Consider the following 15877-nt stretch of genomic DNA (forward strand, 5'->3'; position numbering starts at 1 on the left):
GCGACAGCTCTGCTAGCGCATGCACAAACCTCATTTTGCTGGACACTGACATGACCGACGCCATCCGACCGCTGATCGCCGGCAATTGGAAGATGAACGGCCTGAAGGCCCAGGCTGCCGAATTCGACGCCATGCTCAACGGCGCGGCGGACGTGGCTGCCAAGGCCGACCTGCTGGTCTGCCCGCCCGCAACCCTGATCGCCGCCTTCGCCGACAAGGCGCGGGGCAAGAAGGTCGCCGTGGGGGCCCAGGACTGCCATCCCAAGGCCTCAGGGGCCCATACCGGCGATGTCGCCGCCGAAATGCTGGTGGATGCCGGCGCAACCGCCATCATCGTCGGCCATTCCGAGCGGCGCGCCGACCACGGCGAGGGCGATGCTCTAGTCCGGCAGAAGGCCGAGGCAGCGTGGCGCGCCGGGGCGACGGCGATCGTCTGTATCGGCGAGACGCAAGGCCAGCGCGATGCCGGCCAAACCCTGGATATCCTGCGTGGCCAGCTCGACGGCTCGCTCCCGGACGGCTCCACCGCGGCCAATCTGATCGTGGCCTATGAGCCGGTCTGGGCGATCGGCACCGGGCTGACACCGACAGCCAAGGATGTCGAGCAGATTCATGGCTTTATCCGGGAATTCCTGAGTTCCCGGTTCAAAACCGACGGTGCCAAGATGCGGATCCTTTACGGCGGCTCGGTCAAGCCCTCGAATGCGGCCGAGCTGATGGCGGTGAAAAACGTCAACGGCGCGCTGGTCGGCGGCGCCAGCCTGAAGGCGGCCGATTTCCTTGCTATTGCCAAGGGCTGTCCCTAGCTCATTCAAACCGTTGGTCCGGGCCCGATCGGGGGTGGCAATACCCCCTCCGATCGTGTAACACCGCGCAACTTCAGGAAAACCCGCGAAGCGCGATCGGCCGCCGTCAGGCGCCGCCCGCTTGTGACGGAAGGATACTATGCAGACCGTTGTCATCGTCATCCACCTCATGATCGTCGCCGTCATGATCGGCGCCGTCCTGCTCCAGAAGTCGGAAGGCGGCGGCCTCGGCATGGGCGGACGCGCGGGCTTCATGTCGAGCCGCGGCACGGCGAACCTTTTGACGCGGACCACTGCGGTTTTGGCCGTTGGCTTCTTCCTCACCAGCCTGTTCCTGTCCTGGTACGCCGGCTACGACCGCAAGCCGTCGTCGATCATCGGCCAGCCGTCGCAGACCCAGCCGGCCGGCGGGTCGCCGATCGCGCCGCCGACCTCGGGCGGCATCCTGGATTCGCTGAAGAAGGCCGACGAGCAGCAGAACCAGGCGCCCGCCGGCCCGCAGGTGCCGCGCTCGCAATAAAGCAGGGGGGCCATGCAGGGCGGCTTCTACCGTCCTGCAGCAAAAGTCCCCATCAAGGCACTGTCACCACTTTCAGTTCTGGATCACCCACAGGCCCGCAAAATCTTTGGGGCGGAATGCGAATCGCTTTGGCGAATCGAATTCGAGGGATTAGAGGTTAAGTCCCATGGCGCGGTACATATTCATCACCGGCGGCGTGGTTTCTTCGCTCGGCAAGGGTCTGGCCTCGGCGGCACTCGGTGCGCTGTTGCAAGCCCGGGGCTACAAGGTCCGCCTCCGCAAGCTCGACCCCTATCTCAATCTCGATCCCGGAACGATGTCGCCGTATCAGCACGGCGAAGTGTTCGTGACCGATGACGGCGCAGAGACCGATCTCGATCTCGGTCACTACGAGCGCTTCACCGGCAGGCCGGCGACCAAGGCCGACAACATCACCACGGGGCGCATCTACCAGGACATCATCTCCAAGGAGCGCCGCGGCGATTATCTCGGCGCGACCATCCAGGTGGTTCCGCACGTCACCAACGCCATCAAGGAATTCGTCCTTGACGGCAATGACGATTACGACTTCGTGCTGGTCGAGATCGGCGGCACCGTCGGCGACATCGAGGGCCTGCCGTTCTTCGAGGCGATCCGCCAGCTCAAGAACGAGCTGCCGCGCGATCACGCCGTCTACATCCATCTCACGCTGCTGCCCTACATCCCCAGCGCCGGCGAGCTCAAGACCAAGCCGACGCAACACTCGGTGAAGGAGCTGCGCTCGATCGGCATCCAGCCGGACATCCTGCTCTGCCGCACCGACCGCGCGATCCCGAAGGAGGAGCGGCGCAAGCTGGGGCTGTTCTGCAACGTGCGCGAAAGTGCCGTGATCGAGGCGCGCGACGTCGACAACATCTACGCTGTCCCTGAGGCCTACCACAATGCAGGCCTCGACGACGAAGTGCTCGCCGCCTTCGGTATCGGCTCGCGGATTCCGCCGGAGCTGCGGAGCTGGCAAGAGATCAACGAGCGCGTGCGCAATCCTGAAGGTAACGTCACCATTGCCATCGTCGGCAAGTACACCGGCATGAAGGATGCGTATAAGTCGCTGATCGAGGCGCTGTCGCATGGCGGCATCGCCAACAAGGTGAAGGTCAATCTCGACTGGATCGAGAGCGAGATCTTCGAGAAGGAAGATCCGGCGCCGTTCCTCGAGCACGTCAACGGCATCCTGGTGCCCGGCGGCTTCGGCCAGCGCGGCGCGGAAGGAAAGATCAAGGCGGCGCAGTTCGCGCGCGAGCGCGACGTACCGTATTTCGGCATCTGCTTCGGTATGCAGATGGCGGTGATCGAGGCCGCGCGAAACCTCGTCGGCATCGAGGACGCCAACTCCACCGAGTTTGGCCCGACCAAGGAACCGCTGGTCGGCCTGATGACGGAATGGCTGCGCGGCAACGAGCTCGAGAAGCGCTCGCAGGCCGGCGATCTCGGCGGCACGATGCGGCTAGGGGCCTATCCGGCAACGCTCAATCGTGGCAGCCGCGTCTCAGAGGTCTATGGCGGCGCGACCGAGATATCCGAGCGCCACCGCCATCGCTACGAGGTCAACACGGCCTACAAGGATCGCCTCGAGCAGCACGGCCTGAAATTCTCTGGGCTATCGCCCGACGGCGTGCTGCCGGAGATCGTCGAGTACGAGGACCATCCCTGGTTCATCGGCGTCCAGTTCCACCCCGAGCTGAAGTCGCGGCCCTTCGAGCCGCACCCGCTGTTCGCGTCCTTCATCCAGGCGGCGATGGTGCAGAGCCGGCTGGTTTGAAGCCTCGGGCGAATGCGATCCCGTGACGACCTTGATCCGCGGCCGCCGCGTCAGCCTGTAGACGGCAGCGGGTGGCACGTTCAGCATCGCCCGATCCACCAGCTTGGCGCGCAGGCCCAGCCGGTCGAGCACCGGGCGCGGCACCGGGCAGCTCATGCCGTAGGTGAACTGATAGAACGCGCCGCCCGGGCGGATGTAGCTGAATGCGCCACTGACGATCGAGACGACCTTGCGCATTGACATGTTGAGCAGCGGCAATCCGCTGATCACGGCGCCAACCGGCGCGCCGTCATAGAGACGATGCGTGGTGAGCCGGGCAGCATCCATCCACAACACGCGAGTCCCGGGAAAGCGCATCTGCAGCAGCTTCATGAAATCGGAGCCGTACTCGACCAGCGTGAGGTCTTCCTGGCGCACGCCGCGCTTCAAAAGCTTGTAGGTGAATGCGCCGGTGCCGGGGCCGAGCTCGAGGATCGGGCCAGTCGATGCGCCGATCTCGCGCGTGATCAGATCGGCCAGTGCCGCGCTCGACGGCGCGATCGCTCCGACCTGACGCGGGGCCGACATCCAGGCGAGGAAGAACGAGAGGAAATCGTTGGGCATGCGCACTCCGGTATTTTGCTTAGCGCCTCGCAAATCAGAGGCGGCTCGCAATCTCACGGGAATGCATTGCGACAGCATTGCGGAGGCGATGCGGACCAAGATCAATTGGCGCGGATCGGCGGCAATGTGACCTTGAAGCATGCGCCGCCGTTCGCTCCATCCAGCACCGAGACGTGGCCGCGATGCAGCTGCACGATCTCGCGAACCATGTTGAGGCCGAGGCCGGCACCGCGATCGAGCGGCGTGAGCCGATAGAACGGCTCGAAGATCAGCTCGCGCTGTTCGAGCGGAATACCCGTGCCCTCGTCGGTGACTTCGATGCATGCGGGCTTGCTGACGCGGATGCCGATCGTGCCGCGGCGCGGGCCGTGCTGGATGGCATTCTGCACGAGGTTGGTCAGCGCGCGTTCGAGCGCGGCCGTGTCGCCGAGTGTCTCGATCGGTGTTTCCGGTGCGTCGAGCGCCAGCTCGTAGCCCGCAGCGATGGCAAGCGGGGCAAGCTCGGCGGCGACGCCCTGGGCGATTGCGACGAGGTCGACCCGCGCGAAAGGATGTCCGCAACGGTCGAGTCGCTGGATGTCGAGCAATTGCTCTGCGAGCGTGGCGAGCCGCGCGGCATCCTCGATCAGGCGGGTCTTGTCGGGTCCCGGCGGAAGTGACTCCAGACGCGTGTTCAGGATCGCGATCGGCGTGCGCAGTTCGTGTGCGGCATCGGCGACGAAGCGCTTGTGGCGGGCATAGCCTTCGTCGAGCCGCGCCAGCGCGTCGTTGATCGCGGTCACGAGCGGCACGACCTCCAGCGGAATGTAATCCGCCGACAACCGCGCCCCGCGCTGGTGAATATCGATCCGCCGCGCCTGGTCCGCGGTCGTATCAAGTCCCCTGAACGCGCGCCGCAAGATCATCGGTGTTGCGATGAAGGTCGCGGTCCCCATCAACAGCAGGCCGGGAAGTGCGATGCCGAGCAACACGAGCGACGTCGTGAACACGGCCTTGGCACTGGTCAGTTTTCCCTGCGTCGCCGTGATGACCTGCACATTGCCGGCCCCGGTGTCGATGCGCTTCAGGCGTGCCGGCGGCTTGCGCGGATCGTCCTCGAAGAGCTGCCAGCCGAGCCGCGCCTGGCTGATCTGGTCGAGGGCGCCGCCGATGGCGGCGAATTCGGCCGGGACGGGGCCCTCACTGAGGGAACGCCCCTGCCTGTCGCGAACCAGCAACCAGAGGTCGGGGGTCTCTGCGCGCAACTGTTTCAGCTCGTCGGTCGGTCGCAGTGTGAGGCCACCCTGGGCATCGCGCGCGAGCGCATGCTGCACGATGTCGATCACGCGGTCCTCGTCCCGCTGGGTCAGCACGAAGCCCGAGGCGCAGAGCGCGCCGACGACGATGGCGACGAGAGCGACGAGCAGGGCGGCCTGCAGTGAAAGCAGCCGCCAGCTCAGCCGCGAGCGCAGGCAGTATGGGTCGTTGTGCCGGCTCATGGCAGCTTCTTCAGGAGATAGCCGACGCCGCGGATGCCGTGGATCTCCACGCGCGCATCTGCCTCGGACAGTTTGCGGCGCAACCGCGACACGTGCGTATCGAGCGCATTCGACTGGATCTCGTCGTCGAAACTGTAGACGGCCTCTTCCAGCGCCGAGCGCAGCACCGTCCGGCCCATGCGGCGGACCAGGGCTTCCAGCACCAGCAGCTCGCGCCGCGGCAGCTCGAGCGGAGACCCGCCGACGGTTGCCTCGCGATGGCCGAAGTCGAAGGCGAGGCGGCCGGCGCGCATGATGTCGGGCTGCAGCCGGCCGGGCCGGCGCAGTACGGCGCGCAGACGCGCCAGCAATTCCTCCACCGCGAACGGTTTTGCCAGATAGTCATCGGCCCCCCGGTCGAGCCCGGCGACCCGGTCGGCGAGCTCGCCGCGCGCCGTCAACACGATGATCGGCACGCCGTCGGCGCGCGCCCTCAGTTTCGGGATCAAAGCGAGACCGTCGCCATCGGGAAGCTGGCGATCGAGCAGGACGGCGGCGTGGACATCGGCAGAAATGGCCTCTTCGGCCTCGGCGAGCGAGGGGGCATGGTCCACCACCATGTCGTAGCGCTTCAGCGCCGACGCCAGTGCATCGGCCATTTCGGCCTCGTCCTCGACGAGCAAAATCCGCATGATCCGCCACCTCAACCTCAACCGCGCCATTCTAGCGGCCGCATCATTGCGGCAGCATTGCGGGAACCGGCTGCGGCGGAGTGGCCCCGATCGACCTCCAGCCATGCGCGGAACGCCACAGGGGCAACCGGGCGGGGCTCACGACACCGTCGGGACCAGCCGCTATAACCGCCGGACCTGTTCAGGGAGGAACATGAATGATCTACGAAATGCGCCAGTATCGCTGCGTGCCCGGCCGCCTGCCGGCACTGCTCAAGCGGTTCGAGACCGCCACGCTGAAGATCTGGGAGAAGCACGGCATCAAGCAGGCCGGCTTCTTCACCACGCTGATCGGTGAATCCAACCAGGAGCTGACCTATTTCCTGGCCTGGGAGTCGCTCGCCGAGCGCGAGACGAAGTGGGGCAAGTTCATTGCCGATCCCGACTGGATGAAAGCGCGCGCCGAGAGCGAAGCCGACGGCCAGATCGTCGCCAACATCGTCAGCCAGGTCCTGGCGCCGACCGCCTTCTCAGTGGTGAAGTAGCGATCCCTCGCGCGGCGAGGAACCCTGGCGCAACCCTGATATTCTGACCGCCCTGGCCGAATAGGGTTGATCCGACCCTCATCGGGGCTATGGTCGCGCCGAAACGAGGGATTTGCCTTGAGCTCTTCGACGTCAGCGGCGCCGGTCGTCACCATTGGCACGGTCAAATTCGGCAATGACCTGCCGATCTCGGTCATTGCCGGGCCGTGCCAGCTCGAGAGCCGCCAGCATGCGCTGGAGGTCGCCTCCGCGCTGAAGGAGATCGCGGCGCGGCTGAACATCGGGCTCGTCTACAAGACCTCGTTCGACAAGGCCAACCGCACCAGCGCATCGGCGGCGCGCGGGCTTGGCCTTGCGCAGTCGCTGCCGATCTTCGCCGAAATCCGCTCCTCGCTCGGCCTGCCTGTCCTCACCGACGTGCACGAGGCCACGCAATGCGCCGAGGTGGCGCCGGCCGTCGACGTCCTGCAGATTCCCGCTTTCCTTTGCCGGCAGACGGACCTGCTGCTCGCTGCGGCCGCGACCGGCAAGGTCGTCAACGTCAAGAAGGGCCAGTTCCTGGCTCCCTGGGACATGGCGAATGTCGTGACCAAGATCACGAGCGCGAACAATCCCAACGTGCTCGTCACCGAGCGCGGCGCCTCGTTCGGCTACAACACGCTGGTCTCCGACATGCGCGCGCTGCCGATCCTGGCGCGCACCACCGGCGCTCCCGTGATCTTCGATGCCACGCATTCGGTGCAGCAGCCGGGCGGGAAGGGGACGTCGTCGGGCGGCGAGCGCGAATTCGTGCCGGTGCTGGCACGCGCGGCTGTTGCCGTTGGCGTGGCCGGCGTCTTCATCGAGACCCATCCCGATCCTGATCGCGCGCCCTCCGATGGCCCCAACATGGTGCCGCTGCGCGAGTTCGAGGGGCTGATCGCTAGACTGATGGCCTTCGACGCGCTCGCCAAAGAATCTGTCAAAACCGGCCCGCGCTGATGCAGCACGGCGAGGCGCGGCCGCACGATCACGGCTTGCCGACAGCGCTCTACGTCATATCAGGCGCAAGCTTCGCCGCAGCGCTCTCGGCCCGCGCGCTCGACCCGGTGCTGCCGCATGTCGCCGAGGACTTTGGCGTCAGCATCGCGACCGCCGCGGGCTTTGCCGCGGTGTTCGCCTTCACCTTCTCGATCATCCAGCCCATCGTTGGCGCCGCCGCCGATCTGTTCGGCAAGACGCGGCTGATGATCGGCTGCCTCGCGCTGCTCGGCCTTGCCAACATCCTCGGCGCGCTCTCGACCTCGTTCTCGGTTTTGTTTGCGACCCGCATTCTCGCCGGCATCGGCTCCGGCGGCGTGTTTCCGGTGGCGTTGAGCCTGACCAGCGATCTCGTTGGGCCGGAGAAACGCCAGGTCGCGATCAGCCGCACGCTCGCCGGCGCGATGACCGGCAATCTGCTCGGCGCCTCGGCCTCCGGGCTGATCGGCGATTTTCTCGGCTGGCGCGGCGTGCTCGCAGTGCTCGGCGTGCTCGTGATCGCCGCCTCGATCGCGGTCGCCGCCGGCTTTCACGGCGCCAAGGTCAAGCATCCGCCGAAGACGAGCCTGTCGGCGCTGAAGGCCGGCTATCGCACCATCTTCACCAATCCGAACGCCTATGTCTGCTACTCGGCCGTGTTCATCGAGGGCTGTTGCGTGCTCGGCCTGTTTCCCTATGTCGCCTCGTTCCTGTTCGAGCTCGGGCAGACCTCGCTCTCGATCGCCGGTATCGTCATCGCGGGCTTTGCGGTCGGCGGCTTGTTCTACACACTGACGGTGTCGCGCCTGCTGCCGTGGCTCGGCATGAAGGGCATGATGATCGCGGGCATGACGTTGGTTGCCTCACAGCTCATTGCCGTCGCCTTCGGGCCACGCTGGGAGGTGCAGGCCCTGAATCTCATCGTGATGGGATGGGGCTTCTACATCGCCCATGGCTGTCTGCAGGTCTTCGCCAGCGAACTCTCGGTCGAGGCGCGCGCCACCGCGCTGTCGCTGCATTCGTTCTTCTTCTTCATGGGGCAGACCGTGGGGCCGCTCGCCTATGGCTTCGGCCTCCAGCATGCCGGCAAGATGCCGACCCTGTCCGCGAGCGCCGTGATCATGGTGGTGCTGGGCTTCCTCTGCGCCCGGCTGCTCAAGCAGCGGGCGCCCGCTGATGCGAGGGCCTGAACGAGAGGGTTAGGGCCGCGCCAAGTCGGACAAAATGGGAGCTAGCCCCGTCCACGATAGGGCGCGACGCCTTGCTCCGGCACCCACAGGCCCCTCGGCACACGGCCGGTCTGCCAGAACACGTCGATCGGGATGCCGCCGCGCGGATACCAGTAGCCGCCGATGCGCAGCCATTTCGGCTTGATCTCGCTCGCGATACGCTTGCCGATCATCACGGTGCAGTCCTCGTGGAAGGCGCCGTGATTGCGGAAGCTGGCGATGTAAAGTTTCAGCGATTTCGACTCCAGCAGCCACGCACCGGGCGCGTAGTCGATCATCAGATGCGCGAAATCCGGCTGGCCCGTCACCGGGCAGAGCGAGGTGAATTCCGGCACGGTGAAGCGCACCAGATAGTCGGTGCCCTTTTGCGGATTGGGCACGCGGTCGAGCTGGGCTTCTTCCGGTGTGTGCGGCCACTCGACCGCACGACCGAGCTGGAGGGATTTCTTCGCCATCGTCGTCACATCCTGTTTCGGATGCCGGGATGGACGCAAATGTCGCGGCCGTCAACCGGCCGCGATCGTCTGGATCATGACGATCCGGTCGTTGCCGGACTCGCACCCCCACAGCTCGCCCGGCCTGCCGTCGAGCTGTCGCACATTGGCATTGGCCTTGTCGCTGGCGAAGACGTTGAACCGCTCGGTCGCGGGATCGAAGCGGACGATGGCGTTGGCGGAGAAATCGCTCAGCCAGACCTTGTCCTTGTCGTCGACATAGACGGCATAGGCGCGGGGACGTTCACCGGGCAGCTTCCACGTCTTCCAGGAGCCATTGGCGGGATCGTGCACCGAGACATGGCCGCTATTCCATTCGCTGACCCAGATCCGGCTCTTTGAATCCGACCAGACGCGCCGTGAGCCCGCATTCGGTGTCGGCGGCTGCACGACGCGTGCATTGCCGTTTGCAAGATCGACTTTGGCGATGTAGCTGCCGGCGAGGGAGGCGTACCAGATGTCGCCCTTGGGCGTGACGGTGATGCCGTAGGGCCCGATGCCTTTTGGTGCCTTGAAGACCGTCATCTCGCCGGATTTCGGCACAAGCCGGCCGTAATAGCCGGACTGGCCGGTGAACCAGTAGGTGCCTTCCTTATCGAACACGCCGGTGTTGAGATTGGCGGAGGCGAACTTTTCCGGCAGGCGGAACAGCGTGACCTTGAGATCGCCGGGATCGAGCCGCGCGATCGCATTCTGGCCGCCCTCGGTGATCCATGGCGCGCCGTCGGGGCCGATGGTCACACCGTGCGGGGCGGCGCCCTGGCCGAGGCTGACCGTCTTGAAGGTGCCATCCTTTGGATCGAGTCTGCCGAGCAGGCCCTTGCCCTGCGCCGTGAACCACACGGTGCCGTCAGAAGCGGGCGTGAGATCGTGCAGGCCGATGCCTGGGCTGATCGGGAAGTATTTCGTCCGGAACGGGCCTTCCTGCGCAAAACTTGGGCGGGCGGCGAGGAGGGCGGCGCTCGAGGCAAGAAACTGGCGGCGATTCATGGCGTTACCTCGACTGTCTAGGATTGAGGTTGGACGCGCGGAGCAGATGTCGTCGAGCATAATCTGAGGTTCTTCATGCGTCAGTCGAAGCGGCTCGTCCAAGCGTTCACATTTGCTTGCGGCCCGTGTAAGACCCGCGACACCGATCAGCCCTAACGAACGGAAGTGCACATCATGACCGCCATCATCGACATCATCGGCCGCGAAATCCTCGATAGCCGGGGCAATCCCACCGTCGAGGTCGATGTCGTGCTGGAAGACGGCGCGCTCGGCCGCGCCGCGGTGCCGTCGGGAGCCTCGACTGGCGCCCATGAGGCAGTGGAACTGCGCGACGGCGACAAGGCCCGCTATCTCGGCAAGGGCGTCTCCAAGGCAGTCAGCGCCGTCAATGGCGAGATCTTCGAGGCCCTGAGCGGCCTCGATGTCGAGCAGCAGGCCCAGATCGACCAGATCATGATCGACCTCGACGGCACGCCGAACAAGAGCCGGCTGGGCGCCAACGCCATCCTCGGTGTGTCGCTGGCCTGCGCCAAGGCGGCCGCGAACTCGCTCGACATGCCGCTCTACCGTTATGTCGGCGGTACCTCGGCGCGGCTCTTGCCGGTGCCGATGATGAACATCATCAATGGCGGCGTGCACGCCGACAACCCGATCGACTTCCAGGAATTCATGATCCTCCCGGTCGGCACGTCGAGCTTTGCCGAGGGCCTGCGCTACGGCGCGGAAGTTTTCCATACGCTCAAGTCGGAGCTGAAGAAGGCCGGCCACAACACCAATGTCGGCGACGAGGGCGGCTTCGCCCCGAACCTGCCGTCGGCGGACGCGGCGCTCGACTTCGTCATGAATGCGATCGGCAAGGCCGGCTTCAAGGCGGGCTCCGACATCGTGCTCGGGCTCGACTGCGCCTCGACCGAGTTCTTCAAGGACGGCAAGTATGTCTATGAAGGTGAGGGCAAGTCCCGCTCGATCTCCGAGCAGGCCAAGTACCTTGCGGACCTCGTCGCGCGCTATCCGATCGTGACCATCGAGGACGGCATGTCGGAAGACGACATGGACGGCTGGAAGGAGCTCACCGACCTCATCGGCAAGAAGTGCCAGCTCGTCGGCGACGATCTCTTCGTCACCAACGTCAAGCGCCTCGCCGAAGGCATCAAAGCGGGCCGGGCCAACTCGATCCTGATCAAGGTCAACCAGATCGGCACGCTGACCGAGACGCTCGCCGCCGTCGAGATGGCGCACAAGGCCGGCTACACCTCGGTCATGTCGCACCGCTCCGGCGAGACCGAGGATTCCACCATCGCCGACCTCGCGGTCGCCACCAGTTGCGGTCAGATCAAGACCGGCTCCCTTGCGCGGTCCGACCGCACCGCCAAATACAACCAGCTTCTGCGTATCGAGCAGCAGCTCGGCAAGCAGGCGCTCTACGGCGGCAAGGCGGCACTGAAGGCGCTGGCATAAGCCGGCGCTTCGACTCGCGAAAAGACAGACAGGGGAGGATCGACATGAGCGACGGCAAGACCGGACTGCAGCTGCGTTCGCTGCTCAAGAAGAGCGGCGAGCTGGAATCGTCCCTCGTGAATGTCCCGACACCGGAGCCGGCCGACGATGAGGTCGTGGTCCGCGTCGAAGCCACGCCGATCAACCCCTCCGACCTCGGGCTCCTGATCGGGGCCGCCGACATGTCGGCGGCTCAGGCTTCCGGCACGAAGGACGCACCGGTGATCACCGCGAAAATGCCTGAGGGCGCGATGCGGATGATGGCGGCCAGGTTCGATCAGTCATTGCCGGTCGGCAACGAAGGCGCCGGCACGGTGATCCGGACCGGATCATCGGATGCGGCGAAGGCGCTGATGGGCAAAACAGTGTCGATGATCGGCGGCGCCATGTACACGCAATATCGCGTGCTGAAGGTCCGCGACGTCATGGAGCTGCCGGCAGGCACCACGGCGGCCGACGGCGCCTCCTGGTTCGTCAATCCGCTGACCGCGCTCGGCATGACCGAGACGATGCGGCGCGAGAACCACAAGGCGCTCGTGCACACGGCCGCCGCCTCCAATCTCGGCCAGATGCTCAACAAGATCTGCATCAAGGATGGCATCGGTCTCATCAACATCGTGCGCAGCAAGGAGCAGGCCGACATCCTGCACAAGATCGGCGCCAAGCATGTCGTGGATTCCAGCGCGGCGAGCTTCATGGACGACCTCACCAACGCGCTGGTCGAGACCGGCGCCACGATTGCCTTCGACGCCATCGGCGGCGGCAAGCTGGCGAGCCAGATCCTCACCGCGATGGAGATCGCGGCCAACAAGACCGCGAAGGAATACAGCCGCTACGGCTCCAACGTGTACAAGCAGGTCTATATCTACGGCAGCCTCGACACGCGCCCGACCGAGCTGAACCGCTCGTTTGGCCTGAGCTGGGGCGTCGGCGGCTGGCTGCTCACGCCGTTCCTCCAGAAGATCGGTCCGGCCGAGATCGGTCGCCTGCGCCAGCGCGTCGCGTCCGAGCTCAAGACCACCTTCGCCAGCCACTACACCAAGGTGGTGTCGCTTGCCGAGGCGCTCGATCCCGCCAACATCGCGGTGTACGCCAAACGTGCCACCGGCGAAAAATTCCTCATCAACCCGAATAAGTCGTGACGCGCAACGGCGTCCAGGCCTGATCGAATTTATGCCTGAGCCGTGGGGCGAATGACGATCTCGCCGACGTCCACGCTATCCGGCTGCGCAATCGCGAAGGCCATCGCCTCCGCGATTGCGCTCGCCGGAATGGCCATCGCCTTCATGCTTGCCTGTCCTTGCTCCCGCAACGCGGAATCCGTCATGGAGGACGGCAGTTCGGTGTCGACATAACCGGGTGAGATGGTTGTCACCCGAAGCGAGGGGCCGGCCTCCTGACGAAGCCCTTCGGAAATCGCCCTGACGGCATTCTTCGATCCCGCGTAGACCGCCATTGTCGGAACGATCTTGATGCCGGCGGTCGACAGGGTGTTGATGAAATGACCGAAGCCCTGACGTCGGAAGACGGGCAGGGCGGCGGCGATTCCGTAGAGCACGCCTTTCACGTTCACGTCGATCATGTCGTCCCAGTCGTCGATCCTCAGGTCGTCAAGGCGGGAAATCGGGGCAATCCCCGCATTGTCGATCAGGACGTCCAGCTTCCCGTATCGGTCCGTGGCAAGTCCGACGAGCCTGGCGACATCCTCGCGTCGCCTGACGTCGGTGACGAGGTACGACGCCTTTCCGCCCTTTGAGGCGATGCTCCCGGCCAGAATTCGCAGCCGGTCGGCGCGCCGTGCGCCGAGGATCACGATGGCGCCACGTTCTGCGAGATGCCGGGCGGCGGCTTCGCCAATTCCGCTGCTGGCGCCCGTGATGGCGATGACCTTGCCTGCGATGCCTGACATAGATGTTCCACGCAATTCGTTGCGAGATCACCTTCGCATCGGAATCGAGGATGATCTATGCTCGAAGTGCTCGAAAATCGTCGAGATCGGATCAAGCCTTGGACAAACCCTCGGATAGGCACAAGACCTCGGACCCGCTGTCTCAGGTCTTCTCGCTCCTGAACGTTCGCGCTGCGCGTTGCACGAGGTTCGAGGCGGGCGGCAATTGGTCGTATCGGTTCCCGGCCAAACCCGCCCTTAAGTTCGGCGCGGTCATCCGAGGTGATTGCTCGATCGATTTCGGCGACGAAGCCCATCATCGGCTTGTCTCCGGCGACTGCTTTCTTCTGGCCAATGCACCAGCCTATGTTCTGGCCAACGACCAACGCCTTGCTCCCGAAGACGGTATAGCGGCGTTCGATTGGACGCAGTCGGATGTCGCGCGTCACGCGGGCCGCGATACCGTTCTGCTTGCCGGCAGTTTCGGTTTCGAAGCGTCGGACGCCGGAATGCTGCTCGATGCGCTCCCTCGCTTTCTGCTCATACCGTCGCGCAGTCCATCGGCAGCCGTCATTCATTCCACGCTCGAGATTCTCGACCTTGAAATCAGGGGGACGGGAATCGGAGCGGCCGTGCTCACCGACAGACTTGCCGACGTCCTGCTCGTCCAGGTGCTCCGCGCGGCGCTGGACCAGGGTGCCGGCGAGGGTTTGGGATGGATCAATGCACTGGTCGACGCCAGGATCGGCAAGGCCATCAGGCTGATGCACGAAGACTCCGCTCACCCCTGGACCCTGGAAGCATTGTCCGAAGCGATCGCCATGTCGCGATCCGCGTTTTCGAAGCGGTTCAAGTCGCTGGTGGGGCTGGCGCCGCTCGACTACCTGCTTAGATGGCGAATGCGACTTGCACGCGATCTTCTTCGACGTGGAGCGACCGTTTCGGCAACGGCCGCGCAGCTTGGATACTCGTCGGAGAGCGCCTTCGGACACGCCTTCAAGCGAGTTCTACGGCCATGCACCGAAGCGATACTGGCGCAGACAGGCGATCGCCGAAAAATTCCCCATCAACCCAAATAAATTATCGTGATGTGCGACGGCACGTCACCGGAAGAAGGGACTTGCCTTCTGAGCGAAGCGGGGGATTATTCCCGCCGCCGTTGAAAGCGGAAAAACCGCAAGGCGTTCAGAAGGGGACCTCTGCATGACCGACCTCAATCGCCGTCACCTGCTCGCAGGTGCCGCCGCCCTCAGTGCGGCCGCCGTTACCGGGCTTGGACCGACCACCACCAATGCCTCAGTGCCGCCGGCTGGGACGCAGGCGCCGGGCTTCTACCGCTACAAGGTCGGCAGCTACGAGTGCACCTCGATCAACGACGGTGCGCGCACCTTCCCGATGCCGGAGAAGTTCGTCGTCAACATACCGAAGGATGAGGCGCTGGCCGCGGGCGAGGCGGCCTACATGCCAAAGGGCATGGTCACGGTGCCGTTCAATCCGCAGCTCATCAACACCGGCTCCAAGCTCGTGCTGATCGATACCGGCAACGGCGTCGCCAATCTCGAGCCGAGCAAGGGCGCTGTCGGCCGCACCCTGCAAAACCTTGCCGCCGCTGGCGTCGATCCCAAGAACATCGACGTCGTGCTGCTGTCGCATCTGCATCCCGACCACACCAACGGCATCCGTCTCGCCGATGGCGCGCTCGCCTTCCCGAATGCGGAGATCATGGTGCCGGGCAAGGACTGGGAGTTCTGGACCAGCGGGGACAACGTCGCCAAGGCCGAGTCCAACCCGATGATGAAGAACTATTTCGCCAACGTGAAGAAGACCTTTGCCGGCCTCGAGTCCAAGGTCACCAAGTACGAGTGGGGCAAGGAGGTCGCGCCCGGCATCACCTCGATCGCGACGCCGGGTCACACGCCAGGCCACACCTCGTTCGCGGTCGCATCGGGCGATGCCAAGGTGCTGATCCAGTCCGATGTCACCAACATTCCGGAATTCTTCCTGCGCAATCCGGACTGGCACGTGATGTTCGACGCTGATCCGGCGATGGCGCAGACGACACGCCACAAATTCTACGACATGGCGGCGGCCGAGAAAGCGACCGTGATCGGCTTCCACTTCACCTTCCCGTCGGTCGGGCATGTCGTGAAGGACGGCGCCAAATATCGCCTGATCCCGTCGGCCTGGAATCCGACAATCTGACCTGGCTAAGACGTTTGGGCGAGAGATCGGGCCGCCGCTTGGCGGCCTGATTTTTTTGGGAGAGTGTCGTAGCCCAGATGTCTGCTTTCCAGAAACGCAGCGTTTCCAAATCGAGCCAGTTCATGCACTTGCATCCATCGGTACGGATCGCTTAAGTGCGCTCCCGGCACTCCCGCTC

The 15877-nt window shown here is 64.7% G+C and carries 14 protein-coding genes and 2 pseudogenes; 10 read left to right on the forward strand and 6 right to left on the reverse strand.

Annotation, left to right across the window (positions count from 1 at the left end):
- Positions 1-50: 50 nt before the first annotated feature.
- The 3 genes from tpiA (at position 51) to ACSKB8_RS30580 (ending at position 3124) form a co-directional block, all read left to right on the forward strand.
- Complete coding sequence (gene tpiA, locus ACSKB8_RS30570) at positions 51-806, forward strand: triose-phosphate isomerase (protein ID WP_438110745.1); 756 nt, start codon at positions 51-53, stop codon at positions 804-806.
- 139 nt (positions 807-945) lie between these two features.
- Positions 946-1326: a preprotein translocase subunit SecG gene (gene secG / locus ACSKB8_RS30575; protein WP_438108085.1), complete on the forward strand. Its 381-nt coding sequence runs from the start codon at positions 946-948 to the stop codon at positions 1324-1326.
- Between the two features lie 166 nt (positions 1327-1492).
- Positions 1493-3124 carry a CTP synthase gene (locus ACSKB8_RS30580; protein WP_128933524.1) on the forward strand — a complete coding sequence of 544 codons (1632 nt, stop codon included), beginning with the start codon at positions 1493-1495 and terminating at the stop codon, positions 3122-3124.
- Here ACSKB8_RS30580 and ACSKB8_RS30585 read toward each other — a convergent pair.
- From ACSKB8_RS30585 to ACSKB8_RS30595, 3 genes and pseudogenes are all read right to left on the reverse strand, one after another.
- Positions 3122-3727: pseudogene (locus ACSKB8_RS30585) on the reverse strand (class I SAM-dependent methyltransferase); the annotation flags it as partial. The gene ACSKB8_RS30580 and the pseudogene ACSKB8_RS30585 sit on opposite strands and share 3 nt — an antisense overlap.
- Positions 3728-3828: 101 nt before the next feature.
- A complete protein-coding gene (locus tag ACSKB8_RS30590) occupies positions 3829-5205 on the reverse strand; it encodes a sensor histidine kinase (RefSeq protein WP_438108086.1) in 1377 nt (458 codons plus the stop codon).
- On the reverse strand, positions 5202-5876 hold the full coding sequence (locus tag ACSKB8_RS30595; protein WP_438108088.1) for a response regulator transcription factor: 675 nt from the start codon (positions 5874-5876) through the stop codon (positions 5202-5204). Before ACSKB8_RS30595 ends, ACSKB8_RS30590 begins: the two co-directional genes overlap by 4 nt.
- A 197-nt stretch (positions 5877-6073) precedes the next feature.
- Between ACSKB8_RS30595 and ACSKB8_RS30600 the strand changes: the two genes are divergently transcribed.
- The 3 genes from ACSKB8_RS30600 to ACSKB8_RS30610 all read left to right on the forward strand — a co-directional run bounded on the left by ACSKB8_RS30600 (position 6074) and on the right by ACSKB8_RS30610 (position 8589).
- Positions 6074-6400, forward strand: coding sequence for an NIPSNAP family protein (locus tag ACSKB8_RS30600; RefSeq protein ID WP_438108089.1), 327 nt, complete (start codon positions 6074-6076; stop codon positions 6398-6400).
- Positions 6401-6517: 117 nt separating this feature from the next.
- On the forward strand, positions 6518-7381 hold the full coding sequence (gene kdsA, locus ACSKB8_RS30605) for a 3-deoxy-8-phosphooctulonate synthase (protein WP_438108090.1): 864 nt from the start codon (positions 6518-6520) through the stop codon (positions 7379-7381).
- The gene (locus tag ACSKB8_RS30610) at positions 7381-8589 is read left to right on the forward strand and encodes an MFS transporter (RefSeq protein WP_438108091.1); all 1209 of its coding nucleotides are present in this window, start codon (positions 7381-7383) and stop codon (positions 8587-8589) included. Before kdsA ends, ACSKB8_RS30610 begins: the two co-directional genes overlap by 1 nt.
- Positions 8590-8630: 41 nt before the next feature.
- On the opposite strand, the gene queF is transcribed toward ACSKB8_RS30610, so the two are convergent.
- A complete protein-coding gene (gene queF / locus ACSKB8_RS30615) occupies positions 8631-9083 on the reverse strand; it encodes a preQ(1) synthase (RefSeq protein WP_438108093.1) in 453 nt (150 codons plus the stop codon).
- 51 nt (positions 9084-9134) lie between these two features.
- Complete coding sequence (locus tag ACSKB8_RS30620; RefSeq protein ID WP_438108095.1) at positions 9135-10112, reverse strand: Vgb family protein; 978 nt, start codon at positions 10110-10112, stop codon at positions 9135-9137.
- Positions 10113-10286: 174 nt separating this feature from the next.
- On the opposite strand from ACSKB8_RS30620, the gene eno reads away from it, so the two are divergent.
- Together eno and ACSKB8_RS30630 are read left to right on the forward strand one after the other, a co-directional pair.
- On the forward strand, positions 10287-11570 hold the full coding sequence (gene eno, locus ACSKB8_RS30625; protein ID WP_438108097.1) for a phosphopyruvate hydratase: 1284 nt from the start codon (positions 10287-10289) through the stop codon (positions 11568-11570).
- 44 nt (positions 11571-11614) lie between these two features.
- Positions 11615-12751: a zinc-binding dehydrogenase gene (locus tag ACSKB8_RS30630; RefSeq protein ID WP_438108099.1), complete on the forward strand. Its 1137-nt coding sequence runs from the start codon at positions 11615-11617 to the stop codon at positions 12749-12751.
- 29 nt (positions 12752-12780) lie between these two features.
- Here ACSKB8_RS30630 and ACSKB8_RS30635 read toward each other — a convergent pair whose 3' ends face one another.
- Positions 12781-13518 carry an SDR family oxidoreductase gene (locus ACSKB8_RS30635; RefSeq protein WP_438108101.1) on the reverse strand — a complete coding sequence of 246 codons (738 nt, stop codon included), beginning with the start codon at positions 13516-13518 and terminating at the stop codon, positions 12781-12783.
- Positions 13519-13616: 98 nt separating this feature from the next.
- Between ACSKB8_RS30635 and ACSKB8_RS30640 the strand changes: the two are divergent.
- Together ACSKB8_RS30640 and ACSKB8_RS30645 are read left to right on the forward strand one after the other, a co-directional pair.
- Positions 13617-14586 (forward strand): annotated as a pseudogene (locus ACSKB8_RS30640) (AraC family transcriptional regulator).
- Between the two features lie 114 nt (positions 14587-14700).
- A complete protein-coding gene (locus ACSKB8_RS30645; protein ID WP_438108103.1) occupies positions 14701-15699 on the forward strand; it encodes an MBL fold metallo-hydrolase in 999 nt (332 codons plus the stop codon).
- Positions 15700-15877 lie beyond the last annotated feature (178 nt).

Source organism: Bradyrhizobium sp. BR 1432 (assembly GCF_051547705.1).
Classification (GTDB): Bacteria; Pseudomonadota; Alphaproteobacteria; order Rhizobiales; family Xanthobacteraceae; genus Bradyrhizobium; species Bradyrhizobium zhanjiangense.

Coding starts and splice junctions, on each gene's coding strand:
- ACSKB8_RS30630 (WP_438108099.1), top strand. CDS start 11,615: ATGAGCGACGGCAAGACCGGACTGCAGCTGCGTTCGCTGCTCAAGAAG.
- secG (WP_438108085.1), top strand. CDS start 946: ATGCAGACCGTTGTCATCGTCATCCACCTCATGATCGTCGCCGTCATG.
- ACSKB8_RS30595 (WP_438108088.1), bottom strand. CDS start 5,876: ATGCGGATTTTGCTCGTCGAGGACGAGGCCGAAATGGCCGATGCACTG.
- queF (WP_438108093.1), bottom strand. CDS start 9,083: ATGGCGAAGAAATCCCTCCAGCTCGGTCGTGCGGTCGAGTGGCCGCAC.
- eno (WP_438108097.1), top strand. CDS start 10,287: ATGACCGCCATCATCGACATCATCGGCCGCGAAATCCTCGATAGCCGG.
- ACSKB8_RS30645 (WP_438108103.1), top strand. CDS start 14,701: ATGACCGACCTCAATCGCCGTCACCTGCTCGCAGGTGCCGCCGCCCTC.
- ACSKB8_RS30600 (WP_438108089.1), top strand. CDS start 6,074: ATGATCTACGAAATGCGCCAGTATCGCTGCGTGCCCGGCCGCCTGCCG.
- ACSKB8_RS30590 (WP_438108086.1), bottom strand. CDS start 5,205: ATGAGCCGGCACAACGACCCATACTGCCTGCGCTCGCGGCTGAGCTGG.
- ACSKB8_RS30620 (WP_438108095.1), bottom strand. CDS start 10,112: ATGAATCGCCGCCAGTTTCTTGCCTCGAGCGCCGCCCTCCTCGCCGCC.
- ACSKB8_RS30635 (WP_438108101.1), bottom strand. CDS start 13,518: ATGTCAGGCATCGCAGGCAAGGTCATCGCCATCACGGGCGCCAGCAGC.
- tpiA (WP_438110745.1), top strand. CDS start 51: ATGACCGACGCCATCCGACCGCTGATCGCCGGCAATTGGAAGATGAAC.
- ACSKB8_RS30610 (WP_438108091.1), top strand. CDS start 7,381: ATGCAGCACGGCGAGGCGCGGCCGCACGATCACGGCTTGCCGACAGCG.
- ACSKB8_RS30580 (WP_128933524.1), top strand. CDS start 1,493: ATGGCGCGGTACATATTCATCACCGGCGGCGTGGTTTCTTCGCTCGGC.